Source organism: Streptomyces sp. NPDC002870 (assembly GCF_042888505.1).
In the GTDB taxonomy this organism is placed as follows: domain Bacteria; phylum Actinomycetota; class Actinomycetes; order Streptomycetales; family Streptomycetaceae; genus Streptomyces.
Map to the genome: position 1 here is coordinate 38,642 of NZ_JBIAPW010000011.1, position 19,391 is coordinate 58,032.

Annotated in this window: 15 protein-coding genes; 4 read left to right on the top strand and 11 right to left on the bottom strand. The window is 70.5% G+C overall.

Translation table 11 applies throughout. The features are described 5' to 3' along the window. Window positions 1-40: 40 nt before the first annotated feature. The 4 genes from ACFYWY_RS16060 to proS all read right to left on the bottom strand — a co-directional run bounded on the left by ACFYWY_RS16060 (window position 41) and on the right by proS (window position 3,188). Window positions 41-280, bottom strand: a complete 240-nt coding sequence (locus ACFYWY_RS16060; protein WP_018850017.1) for an RNA-binding protein — start codon at window positions 278-280, stop codon at window positions 41-43. Between the two features lie 2 nt (window positions 281-282). Next, window positions 283-723: a 30S ribosomal protein S16 gene (gene rpsP / locus ACFYWY_RS16065; protein WP_389185879.1), complete on the bottom strand. Its 441-nt coding sequence runs from the start codon at window positions 721-723 to the stop codon at window positions 283-285. A gap of 219 nt (window positions 724-942) precedes the next feature. Continuing rightward, window positions 943-1,536 carry a hypothetical protein gene (locus ACFYWY_RS16070; RefSeq protein ID WP_389185882.1) on the bottom strand — a complete coding sequence of 198 codons (594 nt, stop codon included), beginning with the start codon at window positions 1,534-1,536 and terminating at the stop codon, window positions 943-945. A gap of 239 nt (window positions 1,537-1,775) precedes the next feature. After that, window positions 1,776-3,188 (bottom strand): proline--tRNA ligase, encoded by a 1,413-nt coding sequence (proS, locus tag ACFYWY_RS16075; RefSeq protein WP_389185885.1) that lies wholly within the window; start codon window positions 3,186-3,188, stop codon window positions 1,776-1,778. A 208-nt stretch (window positions 3,189-3,396) separates the two neighbouring features. Here proS and ACFYWY_RS16080 point away from each other — a divergent pair, with 208 nt between their 5' ends. After that, window positions 3,397-4,245 (top strand): SAM-dependent methyltransferase, encoded by an 849-nt coding sequence (locus ACFYWY_RS16080; protein WP_389185888.1) that lies wholly within the window; start codon window positions 3,397-3,399, stop codon window positions 4,243-4,245. Between the two features lie 257 nt (window positions 4,246-4,502). Here ACFYWY_RS16080 and ftsH read toward each other — a convergent pair whose 3' ends face one another. From ftsH to ACFYWY_RS16110, 6 genes are all read right to left on the bottom strand, one after another. After that, complete coding sequence (gene ftsH / locus ACFYWY_RS16085; RefSeq protein ID WP_389185891.1) at window positions 4,503-6,395, bottom strand: ATP-dependent zinc metalloprotease FtsH; 1,893 nt, start codon at window positions 6,393-6,395, stop codon at window positions 4,503-4,505. 192 nt (window positions 6,396-6,587) lie between these two features. Continuing rightward, on the bottom strand, window positions 6,588-8,138 hold the full coding sequence (ffh, locus tag ACFYWY_RS16090) for a signal recognition particle protein (protein WP_389185894.1): 1,551 nt from the start codon (window positions 8,136-8,138) through the stop codon (window positions 6,588-6,590). 97 nt (window positions 8,139-8,235) lie between these two features. Then, window positions 8,236-10,689, bottom strand: coding sequence for a [protein-PII] uridylyltransferase (locus ACFYWY_RS16095; protein WP_389185897.1), 2,454 nt, complete (start codon window positions 10,687-10,689; stop codon window positions 8,236-8,238). A gap of 26 nt (window positions 10,690-10,715) precedes the next feature. Beyond that, window positions 10,716-11,054, bottom strand: a complete 339-nt coding sequence (locus tag ACFYWY_RS16100; protein WP_064070309.1) for a P-II family nitrogen regulator — start codon at window positions 11,052-11,054, stop codon at window positions 10,716-10,718. Next, complete coding sequence (locus ACFYWY_RS16105; RefSeq protein WP_389185901.1) at window positions 11,051-12,409, bottom strand: ammonium transporter; 1,359 nt, start codon at window positions 12,407-12,409, stop codon at window positions 11,051-11,053. Before ACFYWY_RS16105 ends, ACFYWY_RS16100 begins: the two co-directional genes overlap by 4 nt. A 329-nt stretch (window positions 12,410-12,738) precedes the next feature. After that, complete coding sequence (locus ACFYWY_RS16110) at window positions 12,739-14,214, bottom strand: hypothetical protein (protein ID WP_389185904.1); 1,476 nt, start codon at window positions 14,212-14,214, stop codon at window positions 12,739-12,741. Between the two features lie 428 nt (window positions 14,215-14,642). Here ACFYWY_RS16110 and ACFYWY_RS16115 point away from each other — a divergent pair, with 428 nt between their 5' ends. Then, entirely contained in the window at window positions 14,643-15,296 is a 654-nt protein-coding gene (locus ACFYWY_RS16115; RefSeq protein WP_389185907.1) for a bifunctional DNA primase/polymerase, read from the top strand. 79 nt (window positions 15,297-15,375) lie between these two features. Here the strand turns inward: ACFYWY_RS16115 and ftsY are convergent, their stop codons facing one another. Beyond that, a complete protein-coding gene (ftsY, locus tag ACFYWY_RS16120) occupies window positions 15,376-16,599 on the bottom strand; it encodes a signal recognition particle-docking protein FtsY (RefSeq protein ID WP_389185910.1) in 1,224 nt (407 codons plus the stop codon). A gap of 163 nt (window positions 16,600-16,762) precedes the next feature. Between ftsY and ACFYWY_RS16125 the strand changes: the two genes are divergently transcribed. Both ACFYWY_RS16125 and ACFYWY_RS16130 read left to right on the top strand, forming a co-directional pair. After that, window positions 16,763-18,220, top strand: coding sequence for a cytosine permease (locus ACFYWY_RS16125; RefSeq protein ID WP_389185913.1), 1,458 nt, complete (start codon window positions 16,763-16,765; stop codon window positions 18,218-18,220). Window positions 18,221-18,341: 121 nt separating this feature from the next. After that, window positions 18,342-19,313, top strand: coding sequence for an LLM class flavin-dependent oxidoreductase (locus ACFYWY_RS16130; protein WP_389185916.1), 972 nt, complete (start codon window positions 18,342-18,344; stop codon window positions 19,311-19,313). Window positions 19,314-19,391 lie beyond the last annotated feature (78 nt).

Sequence of the window (19,391 nt, forward strand, 5' to 3'; positions counted from 1 at the left end):
GGCAAAAGGCCCTCCCCGGCCCGTGCCGGTGCTGCGTTTGTCAGTGAACCTGGTCCACGTCGACGAGGTCGACGCGGATGCCACGGCCACCGATGGCGCCCACGACGGTGCGCAGGGCGCGTGCGGTGCGGCCATTGCGGCCGATCACCTTACCGAGATCGTCGGGGTGGACCCGGACCTCGAGCACGCGACCGCGACGCAGATTGCGCGAGGCCACTTGCACATCGTCCGGGTTGTCGACGATGCCCTTCACGAGGTGCTCGAGAGCCTCCTCGAGCATGCTCAGGCCTCGGTCGACTCGGTGGACGGGGCCTCAGCAGCCTCGTCCGCCTTCTTGTCGGCCTTCTTCGCCTTCGGGGTGATGGCCTCACCCTTCGGCTCGTCACCCTCGAGACCCTTGGTGAAGGCCTCGAACGCGGCGCGCTTGTTCTTCGGCTCCGCGACGAGCAGCGGCGGCGGGGCCGGCAGACCCTTGTGCGCCTGCCAGTCACCGGTGAGCTTCAGGATCGCGAGAACCGGCTCGGTCGGCTGAGCGCCGACGGACAGCCAGTACTGGGCGCGCTCCGAGTTGACCTCGATGCGCGACGGGTTCTGCACCGGGTGGTACAGACCGATCTCCTCGATGGCCCGGCCGTCACGGCGGGTACGGGAGTCGGCGACGACGATGCGGTAGTGAGGCGAACGGATCTTGCCCAGACGCTTCAGCTTGATCTTGACTGCCACGGAAGTGGTGTCTCCTGGTCTTGACGTGGTTGGGCACAACGAGATGCCACGTGGGGTTGCGGTACTCGGGTGCCCGATGGACGCGTCAGCCGGAGGCGAGAGGGTTCCTGTGCGGCTGTCGAGTACAGCTAGACATTGTGCCACAGACCTGCGGCGGGCTCGCACCCGGCCGGTGTCGCACCGCCCCCGTCGGCGGCCCGACCCGGCGGGCGGAGGCCATCAGCTCGCGGCGGCGACTACTTCCGGGATACGGAAGGGCTTGCCGCAGCCGCCGCAGACGATGGGAGCCTGGGCGAGAACGGACGGGACAACCCGGACATTGCGTCCGCAGTCGCACACGGCCTTGACGCGCACGCCACCCCCGGACGAGCCGTGCCGGGCGGCCGGCCCGCGGAAGCTGCGCTTGGTGTCGGAGGCCGTCGCGACGGTGTGCGCTCTCAGGGCGCGCTGCAGCCTCTCGATCGTGGGTCGGTACCGCCGCTTCGCCTCTGCGTTGAGCACGACCAGCGAGAAGCCGCTGCTGGGGTGCGGCTCGTCGACATGGTCCAGGCCCATCTCCTCGGCGATCGCCAGGAATCGGCGGTTGTGATAGCGGCCGGCGCGAGAGGTGTCGCGGACACCTCGGGCGGCGGCGATGCCATGGACTGCCTCGTGGAGCAGTCGCTCGAAGGAGAGCTCGTGGCCGCAGGCGGACGAGGACTCTCCGATCAGGGACTCTGGCGCGGCAAGATCCGGCAGCTCGGGGTGGTGCCGCTGAATATCGGCCCACGCCTGTGCCAGCTCTGCGGCGAGAACAGGTGGTGTCGTGCTCACGTCGTGATAACGAGCCGGGGTGCTCGCGGGTTCCATTCCGGGGCATCCCAAATAATTTGCACGTACCAGTCAGTTGCCGTTGATGCGTCCGGACGAGGGCGGGTGCGCTGATCTGCGGAGAAGCTTCCCAGCTCACACCAAGGTGGTACGTAGCGGCGCGTACGCCCCAGCGCATAGACGAGGGCCGTGCGCCGGGGCGGCTGCCCGATTCGGGCCGCGTGCGCTCTCAGCGGGCCGCCTCAGTAGGCGCGGGCCACGATCGCGACAGTACCCGGTGCGTCGTCGGCCTCGGGAACCGACCCGTCCTCGGCCACCAGACACCGTACGGACACGGCCTGCTCGGCGAGCTTGTCCTCGCCTTCCTGGCCCAGGGTCGACCAGGGGATACGGGCCCAACCGCCGGCGACCGCCGCCTCGGCGGCTTCCTCGATCGTCGTCACGTCGGTCGTACGGGACTCGCGCCGGTCGCGCGACTCCTTCAGCAGCTGCGCCTGGTCCTCCTCGAACACCTTGGGCAGCAGCTCGGCCAACGCCTCGATCCGCACCGGCTCCTTGCCCCCGGGGATGCGGCGGGCCAGCATCGCGGTGCCGGCCTCCAGGTCGCGCGGGCCGACCTCGATGCGCACCGGAACGCCCTTGAGCTCCCAGTCGACCGCGCGGCGGCCGAAGGGGGTGTCGGTGCGGTCGTCGATCTGCACGCGCAGGCCCGCGGCCTTCAGCCGGTCGCCGATCTCACGGACCTTGGCGACCGCCTCGTCGCCCTTGATGGCCATGACGACGACCTGGACGGCCGCGAGACGTGGCGGGACGCGCAGTCCGTCGTCGTCGCCGTGCGACATGATCAGGCCGCCGACCATCCTGGTGGACGAGCCCCAGGAGGTCTGCCAGGCCAGCTCCTGCTTGCCGTCCTTCGACAGATACGTGGTGTTGAAGGCCTTGGAGAAGTTGATGCCGAGCTCATGGCTCGTACCCATCTGAAGAGCCTTGCCGTCGCCCATCATGGCTTCGAGCGTGAGGGTGTTGATGGCCCCGGCGAAGCGCTCCTTGGGCGTCTTGCGGCCGAGCACCACGTCGATGCCAAGGACGTTGATCATGAAGTCCGCGTAGACGTGCTTGTGGATGTAGGCGGCGTAGTCGCGGGCGTCCTCGTAGGTGGCGTGGGCGGTGTGGCCCTCCTGCCAGAGGAATTCGGTCGTACGCAGGAAGATGCGCGGGCGCATCTCCCAACGGACCACATTGGCCCACTGGTTGATCAGGAGAGGCAGATCGCGGTAGCTCTGCACCCACTTCGAGAAGTACTCGTTGATGATCGTCTCGGACGTGGGGCGTACGACGACCGGCTCCTCGAGCTCCTTTCCGCCACCGTGTGTGACGACCGCGAGCTCGGGTGCGAAGCCCTCGACGTGCTCAGCTTCCCGAGTCAGGTAAGACTGTGGGATGAAGAGCGGGAAGTAGGCGTTCTGGGCGCCCGCGTCCTTGATCCGGGCGTCCATCTCCTGCTGCATCCGCTCCCACAGGCCGTAGCCGTACGGCCGGATGACCATGGTGCCGCGCACCGGGCCGTTGTCCGCCAGTTCGGCCTTGTTGATCAGGTCCTGGTACCAGCGCGGGAAGTCTTCCGACTGGGGCGTGAGAACGGGTGCCTTTGCCATGGCGCGCATCGTACGGCGACACCGGGGCCGAGCGTGAATCGGCCGGCGCCCGAGGGCGCACGCCCGGGGCACGCAAGCATTGCCACCCAACCCCTGGACTTGCGGGCGCATGCGGAGTTCTCTGGCTTACGGGGGGAGCGCAGGCGTACGCACACGGGGGGCTGTCCTTCAGGGCTCGGCTGACCTTTGGCGGATTGGGGCGCTTTCGATGACACCAACGCTCGTCCAGCACCGACCCCACGCGTCGTCCACGTCTCCATCTCCGGCGGAGACGTGCGCGCGGGCCCGGGACTGGGCCGAGATCCAGGAACGGATGCTGGTGCCGCTGTACGAGGCGGTGTACGAGCGCCTGGAGGTCGGCTCCGGGACGCGGCTGCTCGGCCTCGACTGCGGGTCCGGTCTCGCGCTGCTGATCGCGGCGGGGCACGGGGCACGGGCGACCGGGGTCGACACGGACCGCGAACGGCTCGCGCTGGCGCGGGAACGGATGGCTCCGGACGCGGGGGCGCCTGCGCGGGAAGTCGAGGTGATGGAAGGCGGTGCGGCGGCCGCGGCGGATTCGGAGCGGGGTCCGTACAACCTGATCACCGCGTTTCAGCCGATCGGCTGCGTGGCGGGTGACTCGGAGGGCCTTGGACCGGCTCTCGCGGCCGCCGTCGAACTGGCGGAGCACGGCAGCGCGGTGGTGCTCACGGGCTGGGGTCCGCCGGAGCGGTGCGCGACGTCGGGTGTGCTGCGGGTGGCGGGCCGCCTGACCGACCGGTTACGGAAGGGCGGCTGGCGCCCGGCGCTCCGGGACGACTTGGAGGACGTCGCGGCCCAGGCGGGCCTGAAGCCGGACGGCTCGGGCCGGGTGGCGTGCCCCTTCGGCTACGCGGACACGGAGAGCGCGGTGCGGGGGCTGCTGTCGACGGGGTTGTACGCGGCGGCGGTGCGGGCGACGGACCAGTCGCAGGTGGAGAAGGAGATCAAGGAAGCGCTGCATGCGTATCGGCGGCGGGACGGCACGGTGTGGATGCCGAATGTGTTCCGGTACCTGATCGCGCGGACGCGGTGAGGGTGGGCGGGGCTGCGGGTGCGGTTCCGCTGCGCGGGGCCTTCCCCTCCCCGCCCCTTCCCACAACCGGGGCAAGCCCCGGACCCCGGATCGGCAGCCTCGCGCCGCGGTGCGAGGGCACGGGGCGGCAGCTTCGCGCCGCCGCACGCGCGTTCCTGAGCGGCAGCTTCGCCCCGCCCCTGCGAGCAACTGCCCGCGCCAGAGGCGCGCGTGACGCCCGACGCGGGCGACTTCACGCCGCCCGCCCCGCCGAGGCACTACTCCGGCTTGTCCAGGCGTGAGATGCCCGCCGCGCGGTACGCCGCCGACTCCTCCAGTGTTTCGTTCTCCAGCAGAGCCCGCACCAGCGCGTCCAAACGGTCGCGGTTGTCGCGCAGTTGGCGGCACGCGCTCTCGTAGCACTCCTCGACGATCCGGCGCATCTCGTGCTCCACCGTGTCCAGCGTCGCCGGGGCGGCGCAGAGGCCGTACGCCTGCTGGGCGTCGTTCGGGATCGCTGTCAGTCTGCCGACCCGTTCGCTCATGCCCCAGCGGCCGACCATGCCTCTGGCCAGGTGCGTGACCTGTTCCAGGTCGCTCTCCGAGCCCGTCGTGATCACGTCGAAGACCACGTGCTCCGCCGCCATACCGCCCAGCGCGCCGACGATGCGGCCGCGCAGGTACTCCTCGGTGTACGCGTACCTGTCCGCGTCGGGCGTGGAGAGCGTGACGCCCAGCGCCCGGCCGCGCGGCACGATGGTGAGCTTGCGGACCGGGTCCGCGCCCGGCTGGAGCATGCCGAGCAGCGCGTGCCCGCTCTCGTGGTAGGCAGTGCGTCTGCGGTCCTCCTCCGGCATGACCAGCGGGCGTTCCGCGCCGAGCTGGACCCTTTCCAGGGCGGCGAAGAGGTCGGACCGGGTGACTGCCGACTGTTTGCGCTTGACCGCGAGGAGCGCGGCCTCGTTGACCAGATTGGCGAGATCCGCGCCCGTCATCCCCGGCGTCGAACTGGCGGTCTCGGCCAGGTCGACGTCCTCGGCCAGTGGGACCCGCCGGGTGTGGATCTTGAGGATGGCCTCGCGGCCGGCGCGGTCGGGCGGGGAGACCTGAACGATCCGGTCGAAACGGCCGGGCCGGGTCAGCGTGGGGTCGAGAACGTCGGCGCGGTTGGTGGCGGCGAATACGACCACGCCCTCCGAGCCGCTGAAGCCGTCCATCTCGGTGAGGATCTGGTTGAGCGTCTGCTCACGCTCGTCGTGCCCGCCCACGCCCGCGCCGCCGCCCCGCACCCGCCCGATCGTGTCGATCTCGTCGATGAAGACGATGGCGGGGGCGACCTTGCGCGCCTCGGCGAAGAGTCCACGGACCCGGCCGACGCCGACGATCATCTCGATGAACTCCGAGGCGGACGCGGAGAAGAAGGGCACCCCGGCCTCGCCTGCCACTGCCCGTGCCAGCAGCGTCTTCCCGGTGCCGGGCGGTCCCGAGAGCAGTACGCCGCCGGGCATCCTCGCGCCCATCTTCCGGTACACCTGCGGGTCCTTGAGGAAGTCGACGATGTCGTCGAGCTCGGCCTTGACCGCGTCGATGCCGGCCACGTCGTCGAAGGTGGTGCGCTTGCCCGGCTCGACCTCCACCGGCTTCGGCTTGCGGCCGAGCACTCCACCGCCCAGCGTCGCGCCCATCCGCCGGGCGATGTACAGCCACAGCAGTACGAGGATCAGCATCAGCGCGAGCGAGATCAGCAGATTGGCCAGAACGCCACGTCCCGCGGTGACGACCGGCTCCGCCGTCACGGTGACGTTCCGCCTGCTCAGCTCGGACCAGAGCTTGTCGTCGGCGAAGGCAGGCCGATGGGTCGTGAACTCGGTGTACTCGCCCTTGCCGTCAGGGAGAGGCGCCTTCCGCTTGAGCTCGCCCTGGATCGTGTCGCCCCTGGCGTAGACCTTCGCGACGTTGCCGTTTCTGACCTGCTTGCTGAACTCCGTGTAGGAGATGGCGGGCCCGCCCCCGCCGCCGAAGAAGGACAGCAGCAGATTGGCGGCCAGAAAGACGACGAGCGCGGTGATAATCAGGCCGCCCCAGCCTCCGGGCATCTTCCTGGGAGAAGGCGCGCCCTCGGAGCGCCACGGCTGGTCGGTCCGGTCGCGTGGGGGTACGGGGTTGGCCACGCCTTCTCTCCTCTGCCGTGACTCGGCGCCTGTGCCCATGACCGCACAGATCCCCAGGGGTCGCCAGCCGAAGCCGCCGGACCGGCGAGGACCCGTCACCTCGCCGGACCGAGCATGCGAAGGGCCCGCGGCCGGTCCGGCCGCGGGCCCTTCGGGGCTGGTGTCAGCGTGTCAGCTCAGCGCGTCGGCCTGTCAGCCCATGAACTTCTTGAACTCGTCGGGCAGTTCGAAGTCCTGAGCCGCCTCACCGGCCGGCAGACCGAACGCGTTGCCCTGCGCCGCCTGCTCGCGGCGCGCCGCGGCCGCCTGCTCCTCGGCCTTGCGCTTCATCGGGTTGCCGCTCTTGCGCTTGCCCTTGGCCTGCTTGATCTGCTTCTTCTGGCGGCCGGGACCGCCACCCATGCCGGGCATCCCGGGCATACCCGGCATCCCGCCACCCTGCGCCATCTTCGACATCATCTTGCGGGCCTCGAAGAACCGCTCCACCAGGCCCTTCACGGCGCTGACCTCGACACCGGAGCCCTTGGCGATACGGGCACGGCGCGAGCCGTTGATGATCGTCGGCTCCTGACGCTCGCCGGGCGTCATCGACTTGATGATCGCGGCGGTACGGTCCACGTCCCGCTCGTCGATGTTGTTGATCTGGTCCTTGATCTGCCCCATGCCGGGCAGCATCCCGAGCAGCTTGGAGATGGAGCCCATCTTCCTGACCTGCTCCATCTGGGCCAGGAAGTCGTCGAGCGTGAAGTCCTTGCCCTTGCTGCTCGCCAGCTTGGAGGCCATTTTGGCGGCCTCTTCCTGGCTGAAGGTCTGCTCGGCCTTCTCGATCAGCGACAGCATGTCGCCCATACCGAGGATGCGGGACGCCATGCGGTCCGGGTGGAACGCGTCGAAGTCGTCCAGCTTCTCGCCGTTGGAGGCGAACATGATCTGGCGGCCGGTGACGTGGGCAATCGAGAGCGCCGCGCCGCCGCGGGCGTCACCGTCGAGCTTGGAGAGCACCACGCCGTCGAAGCCGACGCCGTCGCGGAACGCCTCTGCGGTGTTGACCGCGTCCTGACCGATCATCGCGTCGACGATGAAGAGGACCTCGTCGGGGCTGACGGCGTCGCGAATGTCCGCGGCCTGCTGCATCAGCTCCTGGTCGATGCCGAGGCGGCCGGCGGTGTCGACGATGACCACGTCGTACTGCTTGCTCCTGGCGTGCTCGATGGAGTCCTTGGCGACCTTGACCGGGTCGCCGACGCCGTTGCCCGGCTCCGGTGCGTAGACCGCGACGCCCGCGCGATCGGCGACCACGGAGAGCTGGGTGACCGCGTTGGGGCGCTGGAGGTCACAGGCGACGAGCAGCGGCGAGTGCCCCTGGCCCTTGAGCCACAGGCCCAGCTTTCCGGCCAGGGTCGTCTTACCGGCGCCCTGCAGACCCGCGAGCATGATCACGGTCGGCGGCTGCTTGGCGAACCGGAGGCGGCGGGTCTCGCCGCCGAGGATGCCGACGAGCTCCTCGTTGACGATCTTGATGACCTGCTGGGCCGGATTCAGCGCCTGGGAGACCTCGGCGCCACTCGCGCGCTCCTTGACCTGCTTGATGAAGGCCCGGACGACGGGCAGCGCGACATCCGCCTCGAGCAGCGCGATACGGATCTCGCGCGCCGTGGCGTCGATGTCCGCCTCGGACAGGCGGCCCTTGCCCCGGAGGTTCTTGAATGTCGCGGCAAGGCGGTCGGAGAGGGTGTCGAACACGGCGGTCGCGGATCCTCAGGTGTCGGGAGCGGGCGGACAGTGCCCCCCAGGGTATCCGGCCGCGCGCGGTGGGGTCTGCCCCGTGGGGTGTCTCACGTCAGGCGCGTAGCACCGCCTCCAGCGCACGGGCCGTCTCTGCGGCCTCCCCGGCGGGCAGCGGCGCCCCTTCCGGGCCTGTCACATAGAAGGCGTCGACCGCGTTCGCGCCGAGCGTGGAGACATGGGCGCTGCGTACCCGTAGCGCCGATTCGTCCAGCGCGCGGCCGATGCGGTGCAGCAGGCCGGGGGCGTCCTGGGCGCGGACCTCGATCACGGTGGCGAGCCGCGAGCCCGCGGGCGCGACGGTCACCCGCGGGGGCGGGGCCTGGACGCCGCGGCGGCGCGGATAGGCGGCCTCGCGCTCAGCGAGCCTGGCCGGGATGTCGAGCGAGCCGTCCAGGGCCCGTACGAGGTCGGCGCGGAGCCGGGCCGCCTGCGGCAGGGAGCCGTACTCCGCCGCCACCCGCCAGCTCAGCAGCAGTACGTCACCGGGCCCGCCGAGTTCGCCGGGCAGTTCGATGGAGCGCAGGTCGGCGGCCCGGACGGTCAGCCGGTGCAGGGCCAGCACCCCGGCCGCTGCGGGCAGCACCCCCGGCTGGTCGGGCAGCGCGATCAGCAGCTCGACGCCGACGGGTTCGGGTTCGTCACCGGCCGCCGGCTCGGTCTGGGCGTGCAGCGCGAGCACGGGTTCGCCGGTACGCAGCGCCTCGATGGCGAGGCGTTCCTGCTCGGCGCTCGGCGCGGCGGGCTCCGGCTCGGTCGGCGCGGCGCCCGCAAGGACGGCCGCGACCCGTCGCACCAGGTCGTCGACGAGCGAACCGCGCCAGGAGGACCAGGCGGCGGGCCCCGTGGCGAGCGCGTCGGCCTCCGTCAGGGCGTGCAGCAGCTCGAGCGTGCCGGCCGATCCGACGACCTCGGCGACGGAGGCGACCGTGGCCGGGTCGTCCAGATCGCGCCGGGTGGCGGTCTCGACGAGCAGCAGGTGGTGGCGTACGAGTGTGGCGATGACGGCCACGTCGGCGCGGTCGAATCCGATCCGGGCGGCGACGTCCTTGGCGATGGTCTCGCCCGCCACCGAGTGGTCACCGGGCCAGCCCTTGCCGATGTCGTGCAGCAGGGCCGCGATCAGCAGCAGATCGGGGCGGCCCACCCGGCGGGTCAGCGAGGACGCCTTGACCGCTGCCTCGACGAGATGCCTGTCGACGGTCCAGGTGTGTACGGGGTTGCGCTGCGGCCGGCACCGTACGCGTTCCCAGTCGGGCAGCAGCTGGGTGATCAGGCCCTCGGCCTCGAGCGCCTCCCAGACCGCGATCGTCGGCTCCCCCGCGCCGAGCAGGGTGATGAGCTCCTCGCGGGCTTCGGCGGGCCACGGCACAGGCAGCGGGCGGGTGGTGGCCGCGAGCCGCCGTACCGCGTACAGGGAGATCGGCAGCCCGGACTGGGCGGCGGCCGCGGCGGCCCGCAGCGGGAGTACCGGATCGCGTTCGGGCCGCGCCGCGCGGGCGAGCACCACCTCGCCGTCCTGCTCGACGACGCCCTCTGCGAGCGGGGTGCGCTCGGGCTGGGGGCTGCGGCCGCCGCCCAGCATCGCCCGCAGCCGGGGCCGTACGGCGCGTGACCTGAGTACGCGGTTCACCTCGCGCCAAGTGACGTCCGTGGCGTACGAGACGGTGCGCGCCGCTTCGTACACCTGCCGCAGCAGCGCGTCGGCGTCCAACAGGCCGAGTTCGGCGGCGACTTGGTCCTGTTCCTGCAGGGCGAGCCGGTCGGTGGCCCGCCCTGTGGTCAGATGCAGCACGTCCCGGGCGTCCAGCAGCGTCCGGCGGGCTTCGGCGAGTCCTTCGCGGGGCGCGTCGGCGAGCCAGGAAGCGGCGACGGCGCGCAGTGCGGTGGCGTCGCGCAGCCCGCCGCGCGCCTCCTTCAGGTCCGGCTCCAGGAGGAACTGCAACTCGCCCTGGCGCTCGGCCCGTTCACGGCAGAGCTCGTCCAGCTCGGGCAGCCGCTTGGGTGCCTGGTTGCGCCAGTCGGCCAGCACAGCCGTGCGCACCCCGGCCAGCAGGCCCAGATCGCCCGCGACATGGCGCGCGTCCAGCAGCCCGAGCTGCACCTTGAGGTCCTCGCCCGCTGTCTTGCGGGCCTCACCGGGAGTGCGTACGGAGTGGTCGAGTGCGAGCCCCAGATCCCATACCGGGTACCACATCCGGTCCGCGAGGGCGGCGATGTCGCCCGCGTCCGCCCGCCCGTCGTGCAGCAGGAGCAGATCGAGGTCGCTGCGTGGCGAGAGTTCGCCGCGCCCGTAGCCGCCGACGGCGACGAGCGCCGCGCCCCGCACCCCGGCCTCCAGAGCGGCGGTGGTGAACAGCGCGTTCAGCCAGCCGTCGGTCAGTCGGGCCAGGGCAGCACGGCGCGGCGGCCCGGGCTGCGCCTTCTCGGTGAGAAGGCGCAGCCGGGCCGCCGCGTAGCCGCTGGGTCCCGAGTCTTCCGCTTCGGTGGTCACATCCAGGCTCGTCACCCAGCAGCTCCTGTTCTGCTCTGCGATTACAGCGCGTCCGGGCCGCGTTCGCCGGTCCGCACCCGTACCGCTGTCTCGACGGGGACGCTCCACACCTTGCCGTCACCGATCTTGCCTGTACGGGCCGCCTTGACGACCACGTCGATGAGCTGTTCGGCGTCGCCGTCCTCGACCAGTACCTCAATGCGGATCTTCGGCACCAGGTCGACGGTGTACTCCGCACCGCGGTAGACCTCGGTGTGACCGCGCTGGCGGCCGTATCCACTGGCCTCCGTGACCGTGAGCCCCTGGACTCCGAAGGCCTGCAGGGCCTCCTTGATCTCGTCGAGCCGGTGCGGCTTCACGACGGCGGTGATGAGCTTCATGCGTCCACCTTCTTGGTCTGAGCCGCGGCTGCCACGGAGTCGCCCGCGGCGGGCACGGCCTTACGGGAGCCGGCGCCGCCGCCGGCACCGCTGAAGTCGTACGCCGTCTCGGCGTGCTCGTCCTGGTCGATGCCGGAGACCTCGACGTCCTCCTCGACCCGCATGCCGATCGTCTTGTCGAGGACGAAGGCGAGCAGAGCCGATGCCACCAGAGAGTAGGCCAGTACAGCGCCGACACCGACGGCCTGCTTGCCGAGCTGGTCGAGGCCGCCGCCGTAGAAGAGGCCCTTGACGTCGTTCTGGACGCCGCCGGTGGCGAAGAATCCGACGAGCAGCGAGCCGACGACACCGCCGACGAGGTGGACGCCGACGACGTCGAGCGAGTCGTCGTAACCGAACTTGAACTTCAGGCCGACGGCCATGGCGCAGAGCACACCGGCGATGACGCCGACGGCGATCGCGCCGAGCGGGCTCACGGCGCCGCCGGACGGGGTGATGGCGACCAGACCCGCGACCGCGCCGGAGGCGGCGCCGAGGGTGGTGAAGGCGCCGTGGCGGATCTTCTCGTAAGCCAGCCAGGCGAGCATCGCTGCCGCGGTGGCGACCTGGGTGTTGACGAACATCACCGCGCCGACACCGTCGTCGTTGCCCAGCCACGAGCCGGCGTTGAAGCCGAACCAGCCGAACCACAGCAGACCGGCGCCGAGCATCACCAGCGGCAGGCTGTGCGGCCGCATCGGGTCCTTCTTGAAGCCGACGCGCTTGCCGATGACGAGGATCACGCCGAGGGCCGCGGCACCGGCGTTGATGTGGACGGCGGTGCCGCCCGCGAAGTCGATCACGCCGAGCTCGAAGAGCCAGCCGCCCGCGCCCCACACCCAGTGCGCGACCGGGAAGTAGACGACGGTGACCCACAGCGTGATGAACAGCGCCCAGGCGGTGAACTTCACGCGGTCGGCGAGCGCACCGCTGATCAGCGCGGGCGTGATGATCGCGAACATCAGCTGGAAGACGGCGAAGACGTACACCGGGATGGTGTAGCCGTCCCACAGTTGGGTGATGCCGATGCCACTGAGCCCGACGTAGTCGGCGCTCCAGCCGATGATGGAGCCCTTGTCGGTGCCGAAGGCGAGGCTGAATCCGTACACCACCCACAGGATGGTGACGATCCCGAGGCTGATGAAGCTCATCATCAGCATGTTGAGGGTGCTCTTGACCCGGACCATGCCTCCGTAGAAGAAGGCGAGGCCCGGCGTCATGATCATCACCAGGGCGGAACAGATGAGCATGAAGCCGGTATTGGCGGCAGACAGCGTCGGGGCGTCTGCGGCTAGCGTCGAGATGCCTTGAGGCATCGGCGTCTCCTCGTCGTCGGTGCGGCCGCGTGCGGGCGAAGCCTGAGCGGAAGGGCGGGCCGGTTATGCGCCCTGAGATTGACGCAGCGCGGTTTCCGCCAATGCCGCACGATGTTTCGCCGCAGTGACGAAGGGGTCCGGCGTGTTACGCGGCTATGAACAGGTGGGTCGGGCGCGAGGGCCGGGAGTATCCTCTGCGCACTGTCCTCGGGATCCTCTGCGCGCATCAAGAACCGACCGCGACGCCCACCCTGCTGACCTGGCACGGGGGAGCCGAGTCGGGTTGTCCGGGGTGAGCGCCGCGGCCGGGGCCCGGTGGCGCAGCCCGCTCAGACCGCTTCCGCGGTCTCGGGCAGCTGGGAGGTCAGCAGGTCGGTGAAGTGGGCGACCTCGGCCACGTCGCCGAAGTCCCGGGCCGCGGTGTCGACGGTCTTGCGCAGCCGGGTATTGACCCGCTCGGAGCGCACCCGCTTGGCGATCTTGAGCGCCTGACCTGCCAGTTCCGTGGACTGCTCGGGCTCCCTCTTCAGCAGATGAACCGTGGCCATGCCGACCAGGTTGAGTGCGTACGACCGCTGGTGCTCGTCGTCCTGGCCGAAGAGCTCGACGGCGCGCCGCATGACGGGCTCGGCGAGCGAGGCGTAGGTGGGGCTGCGGCCCGCCACATAGGCCAGGTCGCGGTACGAGTGGGCGTTCTCCCCGTTGAGCTCGGCCTCGGAGAAGAAGCGGATCCAGTCGGGCTCGGGCTCGCCGTCGAGACCTGCGTCGGCGAAGGTGTCCTCGGCCATCCGGACGGCTCGCTTGCACTTGCTGGGCTGGCCCATATTGGCGTAAGCGCGGGCCTCCATCGCATACAGCATCGCCTGGGTGCGCGGGGTCGCGCAGTCGCGGCTGCCGTACTGCGCGAGATGGACGAGCTCCAGGGCGTCGTCGGGCCGCCCGAGGTGGATCATCTGGCGGCTCATGGAGGACAGGACGTACGAGCCGAGGGGCTTGTCGCCCGCCTCCTTGGCGGCGTGCAGGGCGAGCACGAAGTACTTCTGCGCGGTGGGCTGCAGGCCGACGTCGTAACTCATCCAGCCGGCCAGCTCGGCGAGCTCGGCGGCGCACCTGAACAGCCGCTGCGAGGTGGCCTGGGGCTGCGGCTCCTGCAGCAGATCGGTGACTTCGTGCAGTTGGCCCACGACGGCCTTGCGTCGCAGCCCGCCGCCGCACTGCGCGTCCCACTGGCGGAACATCGCGGTGGTGGACTCCAGCAGGTCCAGTTCGGGCTTGGAGAGCCGCGAAGCCCTGCGCAGGGCGGCGAGGGGCGCCTGCTGCCCGGGATCGCCCGCCGGGGAGGGCACCAGCCAGCGCTGCATCGGCTCGATGAGTGCGGGTCCCGCGGCCAGGGCGAGCGAGGTCCCGAGAAAACCGCGCCGCGCCAGCATCAGGTCGCTGCGCGAGAACTCACTCAGCAGGGCGACGGTCTCGGCGCCCGCCCAGGGGAGATCCACCCCGGACACCGCCGGTGACCGGTGCGCCGATCGCAGTCCGATGTCCTCGATGGCGACGACGGTGCCGAAGCGCTCGGAGAACAGCTCGGAGAGAATCCGCGGAATCGGCTCGCGCGGCTGCTCACCGTCGAGCCACCGGCGCACGCGCGAGGTGTCGGTGCTGATGTGGTGTGCGCCCATCTGGCGCGCCCGGCGGTTCACTTGGCGCGCGAGTTCGCCCTTCGACCAACCGCTGCGCACGAACCATGAGCTCAACTGCTCGTTCGGGCGCTTGCCGGTATCCGTACCGCTTGCGCCGCTGCCGTCCACTGGAACGCCCCCATCCGCTGAAGCCTTTGTCGCACCGAACCCCTACCAGAATGACGCGAGTTGAGACCATCCGTGCGGAGGTTGCGCCCCACCGAACAGGAAACCGAGTTGCCACCGGCATACCCACGAGTCGCAAAGCTCCAGGGTTCGTGTACTGAAAGTAATCCCACGATCACCCCTCTCGCGAGCGCAATTGCAGAAACGCCACCATTCGCCACCCCTTCGAATGAACTCCCTTGCCGCCGGGCGCGATTCACTTGACATACGACGATCGCGATGTGGCGGAGCGGTGCACGCACAGGCGCGCGGCCTGGTCCGCACCACCCCTCGCGCCACTGTGCGCCACCGGACCTACACCGGTTGCGACGCAGTGTAACGAGGAGACTTCGGGTCGTAACCACCGGCGATTCAGACCCGTTGGAGGGGGCATGGGCTTCACGATCGGCGGCATCCGGGAGATGCGGTCCGGCTCACGGCGCCGCGGCCGCACCACAGAGTGCACAGTGGCGGCGGAGTACACAGGGCTGTGGGGCTGGGACGTGGCGCCAGGGGCGCGAGCGGCGTCCGGCGAATGCTCCTGCGGGGCGGCGGACTGCGCGTCCCCCGGAGCACATCCACTCGACTTCGCTCCCGAGGTGCGCGCGGGCGCGACGCTGGACGAGGTCACCAAGGCGCTGTCGGAGGTGCCGGGCGCTTCACTGCTGCTGCCGGTCGGCCGCGCCTTCGACATCCTCGACATCGCCGCCCCGGCCGGCCGCCGTGCGCTGGTGCGCCTGGAGCGGATGGGGCTGCCGATCGGCCCGGTGACGGCCACGCCGGACGGCCGCTGCCAGTTCTTCGTCGCCCCCGGCGCCGCCGATGAGCTCCCGGACCTGCTGTACCGGATGGGCTGGGACGACGCGGACCTGGACCTGCACTGCCTGGGCCCGGGCGCTCACATCACGGCCCCGCCCTCCGACCACGCGGGCCTGGGCCCGGTCGGCTGGCTGCGGCCCCCGTCCCTGGACACGGCGTCGGCACCGCCGCAGGCGCGTCTGCTGCTGGGCACGCTGGCGTACGTCTGCCACCGCCTGCGCCCGTAGGGGCATGTCTTCAAACGCTCACATGCCGGACCGGCTGGAAAATATCCGGCATGTGAGCGTTGATGGCGGCAGGGACCCCCTAGTCGCCGATCAGCGCGTCGACGAACGCCTCCGGCTCGAACGGCGCCAGATCGTCCGGCCCCTCGCCCAGGCCAACCAGCTTCACCGGTACGCCCAGTTCGCGCTGGACCGCGATCACGATGCCGCCCTTGGCCGTGCCGTCCAGCTTCGTCAGCACGATGCCGGTGATGTCCACGACCTCCGCGAACACCCGCGCCTGCACCAGACCGTTCTGCCCCGTCGTGGCGTCCAGGACCAGCAGGATCTCGTCCAGCGGTCCGTGCTTCTCGACGACGCGCTTGACCTTGCCGAGCTCGTCCATCAGGCCCGTCTTGGTGTGCAGTCGGCCCGCCGTGTCGATCAGTACGACGTCGGCGCCCTCGGCGATGCCTTCCTTGACCGCGTCGAACGCGATCGACGCCGGGTCGCCGCCCTCGGGGCCGCGCACCGTGCGCGCGCCGACCCGCTCGCCCCAGGTCTGGAGCTGGTCCGCGGCCGCCGCGCGGAACGTGTCCGCCGCGCCGAGCACCACGGAGCGGCCGTCCGCGACGAGCACCCGCGCCAGCTTGCCGGTCGTGGTGGTCTTTCCGGTGCCGTTGACGCCGACGACCATGACGACGCCCGGTGTGTCCAGACCGCTCTCGGTCTTCACCGCCCGGTCGAAGTCGGTGCCGAGCAGATGCAGCAGTTCCTCGCGCAGCAGTGCGCGCAGTTCGTCGGGCGTACGCGTGCCGAGGACCCTCACGCGCTCGCGCAGCCGCTCGACCAGCTCCTGGGTCGGCGTGACGCCGACGTCCGCGGTGAGCAGGGTGTCCTCGATCTCCTCCCAGGTCTCCTCGTCGAGGTTGTCTCGGGACAGGAGCGTGAGCAGCCCCTTGCCGAGCGTGTTCTGGGACCGGGCGAGGCGGGCGCGGAGCCGGACCAGACGGCCGGCGGTCGGCTCGGGGATCTCGATCTCGGGGACCGGCGGCGCCGCGACGACCGGATCCTCGACGGCGGCCGGGGTCTCGACGGCCTCGGCGGCGTCGGGGAGGTCGACCTCCTCGATCGTGCGGCGTGGCTCTTCGACCGTCGGCGCCGCGTCCTCACCGACCTGAGGTTCGGCGGGCGGGGCAGTGATGGTCGGCGTGCTCGACGGCGCGGAGGGCGGCAGCTGCTTCTTCTTGCGGCTGCTGACCACGAGCCCGCTGATCGCGCCGACCGCGACCAGGGCGATGACTACAGCAAGAATGAGGATTTCCATAACCCCCCCAGTATCGGCCACGACCGCTCACCCGCAGCAGCCCCGGCGGATCCCACGAGGACCTCGGAGCCCATTTGGACCTTTTGGGGGGTACGGGCGATGCTGGTTGTTCCGGCCTTCTGCCGGCGGGCCCCCGTCCCCCACCTCTGTACGGAGCTCTTCCATGCCCCACGCCTCCGAAGCCGAAGGCGCGATAGAGACCCGTGGCCTCGAACCCGTCCCCGACGCCGAGCGCACCGGACACGTACGCGAACTCTTCCCCACCTGGGTCGCAGCCAATATCAGTGTGCTGTTGCTCACGATGGGCGCGGGCCTGATCGTCTTCAACGGCCTGAACTTCTGGCAGGTACTGGTCGTCGGGATCGCGGCGCCCCTGGTCTCGTACGGAATCGTGGGCCTGATCTCCATCGCCGGCAAGCGCGGCGGCTCCCCCGGCATGGCACTGTCCCGCGCGGTCTTCGGCCAGCGCGGAAATCTCTTCCCCGGCTCGCTCATCTGGATCGCGCGCTGGGGCTGGGAGACGATCAACGCGGTCACCGGCGCGTATGCCGTGCTGACCGTGCTGGATCTGCTCTTCGGTGTCAGGAGCAGCACCGCGCTGATCGTGGTCACCCTGCTGCTCTTCGTCGCCGGCACCTTCCTGGTCTCCGGGCTCGGCATCAGCGCGCTGCGCGTGTGCAGCAAGTGGTCGACATATCTCTTCGGCGCGTTCAGCGTGCTGGTGCTCGTCCATCTGGTCGCGAACACCGACTGGTCCGCGGTCTTCGGCAAGCCGGCCGGGTCGACGGCGATGATGGTCGCGGGTATCGGCACCATCGCGGCGGGCGGCATCAGCTGGGTCCCCTCGGGCCCGGACTTCACCCGCTACCTCCCGCGCTCCGCCTCCGGCAGGGCGATGGTCGGCTCGACGGTCGGCGGCGCAGGGATCGTCGTACTGCCGATGGTGCTGATGGGCGCGGTGATGGCGGTCTCGACGCCGGACCTGGCGAGCGCCACCGACCCGGTCGCGTTCATCGGCCAGATCCTGCCGATGTGGATCGCGGTTCCGTATCTGCTGACCGCGCTGGTCGGCATGTTGCTGATCAACTCGATGTCGATGTACTCGGCGGGCTTCACCGCGCAGACCCTGGGCATCAAGGTCCCGCGCGCCTGGGCGGTCAGCGTGAACGCCGTCATCAGCCTGGTCTTCGGCTTCCTGCTGATGGTGGTGGCGACCAGCTTCATCGGCTCGTTCATCTCCTTCCTGACGCTGCTCGCGGTGGCGTTCTCGGCGTGGATCGGCGTCTTCGGTGTGGACATGCTGCGCCGGCGTACGTACGACGGCGAGGCACTGATGAACACCACGCGCACCAGTGCCTACTGGTACCGGGGCGGCTTCGCCTGGCAGGCGATGACGGCGTGGGCGCTCGCGCTGCTGGTCGGTCTGCTCTTCACCAGGGTCGACTGGTTCACCGGTCCGCTCGCCTCGACCTGGATCGGGGAGCACGGCCTGGGCTGGGCGGCCACGATCGTCCTCTCGGCGGCGCTGTACGCGGTGCTGCCGCGTACCCGGTTCGCGGTGCCCGAGCCGATCCCGGCGGCCCGCGCCGCAGAACCCGAGTCCGCGACTCTGTCCATCTGACGCTTCGTCAGCTACCGTCCCTCTTCGCTGTCCGTTCAGCCCGCCGACCTGTCTTTCGGCCGGGGGCCCGGGGGTTGTCCTCCGGGCAGACACAGCACACCCGGCGGAGGGGGACGTTCCCATGGCCTTCACAGTGGCCCGCTTCAATCTCGCCGATCCCGACGCGACGCCCGAGACCCTCGCGGCTCGCTACCGCGCCGCCCTGGAGATGGCCGTCTACGCCGACGACCGCGGCGTCGCCACGATCCAGACCGAGGAGCACCACGGCGCCGAGAACAACTGGCTGCCGTCCCCCTTCGTCTTCGCCGGAGCGGTCCTCGGCTCCACGCGCCGGATCGCGGTCACCGTCTCCGCGATCATCGGCCCGCTCTACGATCCGCTGCGGCTGGCCGAGGACATCGCCGTACTCGACCTGATCGGCAGGGGCCGTCTGATCACGGTCGCCGGCATCGGCTACCGGCCGGAGGAGTACGAGCAGTTGGGGGTGGAGTGGACCCGTCGCGGCAAGCTCCAGGACGAGCTGCTCGAGACGCTGCTGACGGCGTGGACCGGTGAACCGTTCACGTACCGCGGCCGGACCGTTCGGGTGACCCCTCGTCCGTACACCCAGCCGCATCCGACGCTGCTGGTGGGCGGCTCCTCGCGAGCGGCGGCCCGGCGCGCGGCCCGGCTCGGTCTGCCGTTCTTCCCCAGCGCGCATCTGCCGGAGCTCGAGGCGTACTACCACGAGCAGCGCGAGCGGTACGGGACCGAGGGCTGGACGATGATGCCGGCGCAGAGGACGACGCTCCTGCATCTCGCGGAGGACCCGGACCGCGCCTGGGCCGAGTACGGCGGGCACTTCCTGCACGAGGCGCGGATGTACGCCTCCTGGCAGTCGAAGGACATCCGCTCCGCGGTGCGTTCGAAGGCGACGACGGTCGAGGAGCTGCGCGACGAGGGCGTGTACCGGATCGTCACGCCGGACGAGTGTGTGGCGCTCGGCGGGGACAGTCTGGTACTGCATCCGCTGTGCGGCGGCATGCCGGTGGACGAGGGCTGGCGCAGCCTCCAGCTCTTCGCCGAGAACGTGCTCCCCCGGCTCACGGGCTGAGCCTGCCCGGCGCACACGTACTGCCCCGGCTCATGAGCTGAGCCGGGGCAGTTCCGTGGTGAGGAGAGGGGCAGCGGG

Coding starts and splice junctions, on each gene's coding strand:
- ACFYWY_RS16130 (WP_389185916.1), top strand. CDS start 18,342: ATGGCCTTCACAGTGGCCCGCTTCAATCTCGCCGATCCCGACGCGACG.
- ACFYWY_RS16080 (WP_389185888.1), top strand. CDS start 3,397: ATGACACCAACGCTCGTCCAGCACCGACCCCACGCGTCGTCCACGTCT.
- ftsY (WP_389185910.1), bottom strand. CDS start 16,599: ATGGAAATCCTCATTCTTGCTGTAGTCATCGCCCTGGTCGCGGTCGGC.
- proS (WP_389185885.1), bottom strand. CDS start 3,188: ATGGCAAAGGCACCCGTTCTCACGCCCCAGTCGGAAGACTTCCCGCGC.
- ACFYWY_RS16105 (WP_389185901.1), bottom strand. CDS start 12,409: ATGCCTCAAGGCATCTCGACGCTAGCCGCAGACGCCCCGACGCTGTCT.
- ACFYWY_RS16125 (WP_389185913.1), top strand. CDS start 16,763: ATGCCCCACGCCTCCGAAGCCGAAGGCGCGATAGAGACCCGTGGCCTC.
- ACFYWY_RS16100 (WP_064070309.1), bottom strand. CDS start 11,054: ATGAAGCTCATCACCGCCGTCGTGAAGCCGCACCGGCTCGACGAGATC.
- ACFYWY_RS16060 (WP_018850017.1), bottom strand. CDS start 280: ATGCTCGAGGAGGCTCTCGAGCACCTCGTGAAGGGCATCGTCGACAAC.
- ACFYWY_RS16115 (WP_389185907.1), top strand. CDS start 14,643: ATGGGCTTCACGATCGGCGGCATCCGGGAGATGCGGTCCGGCTCACGG.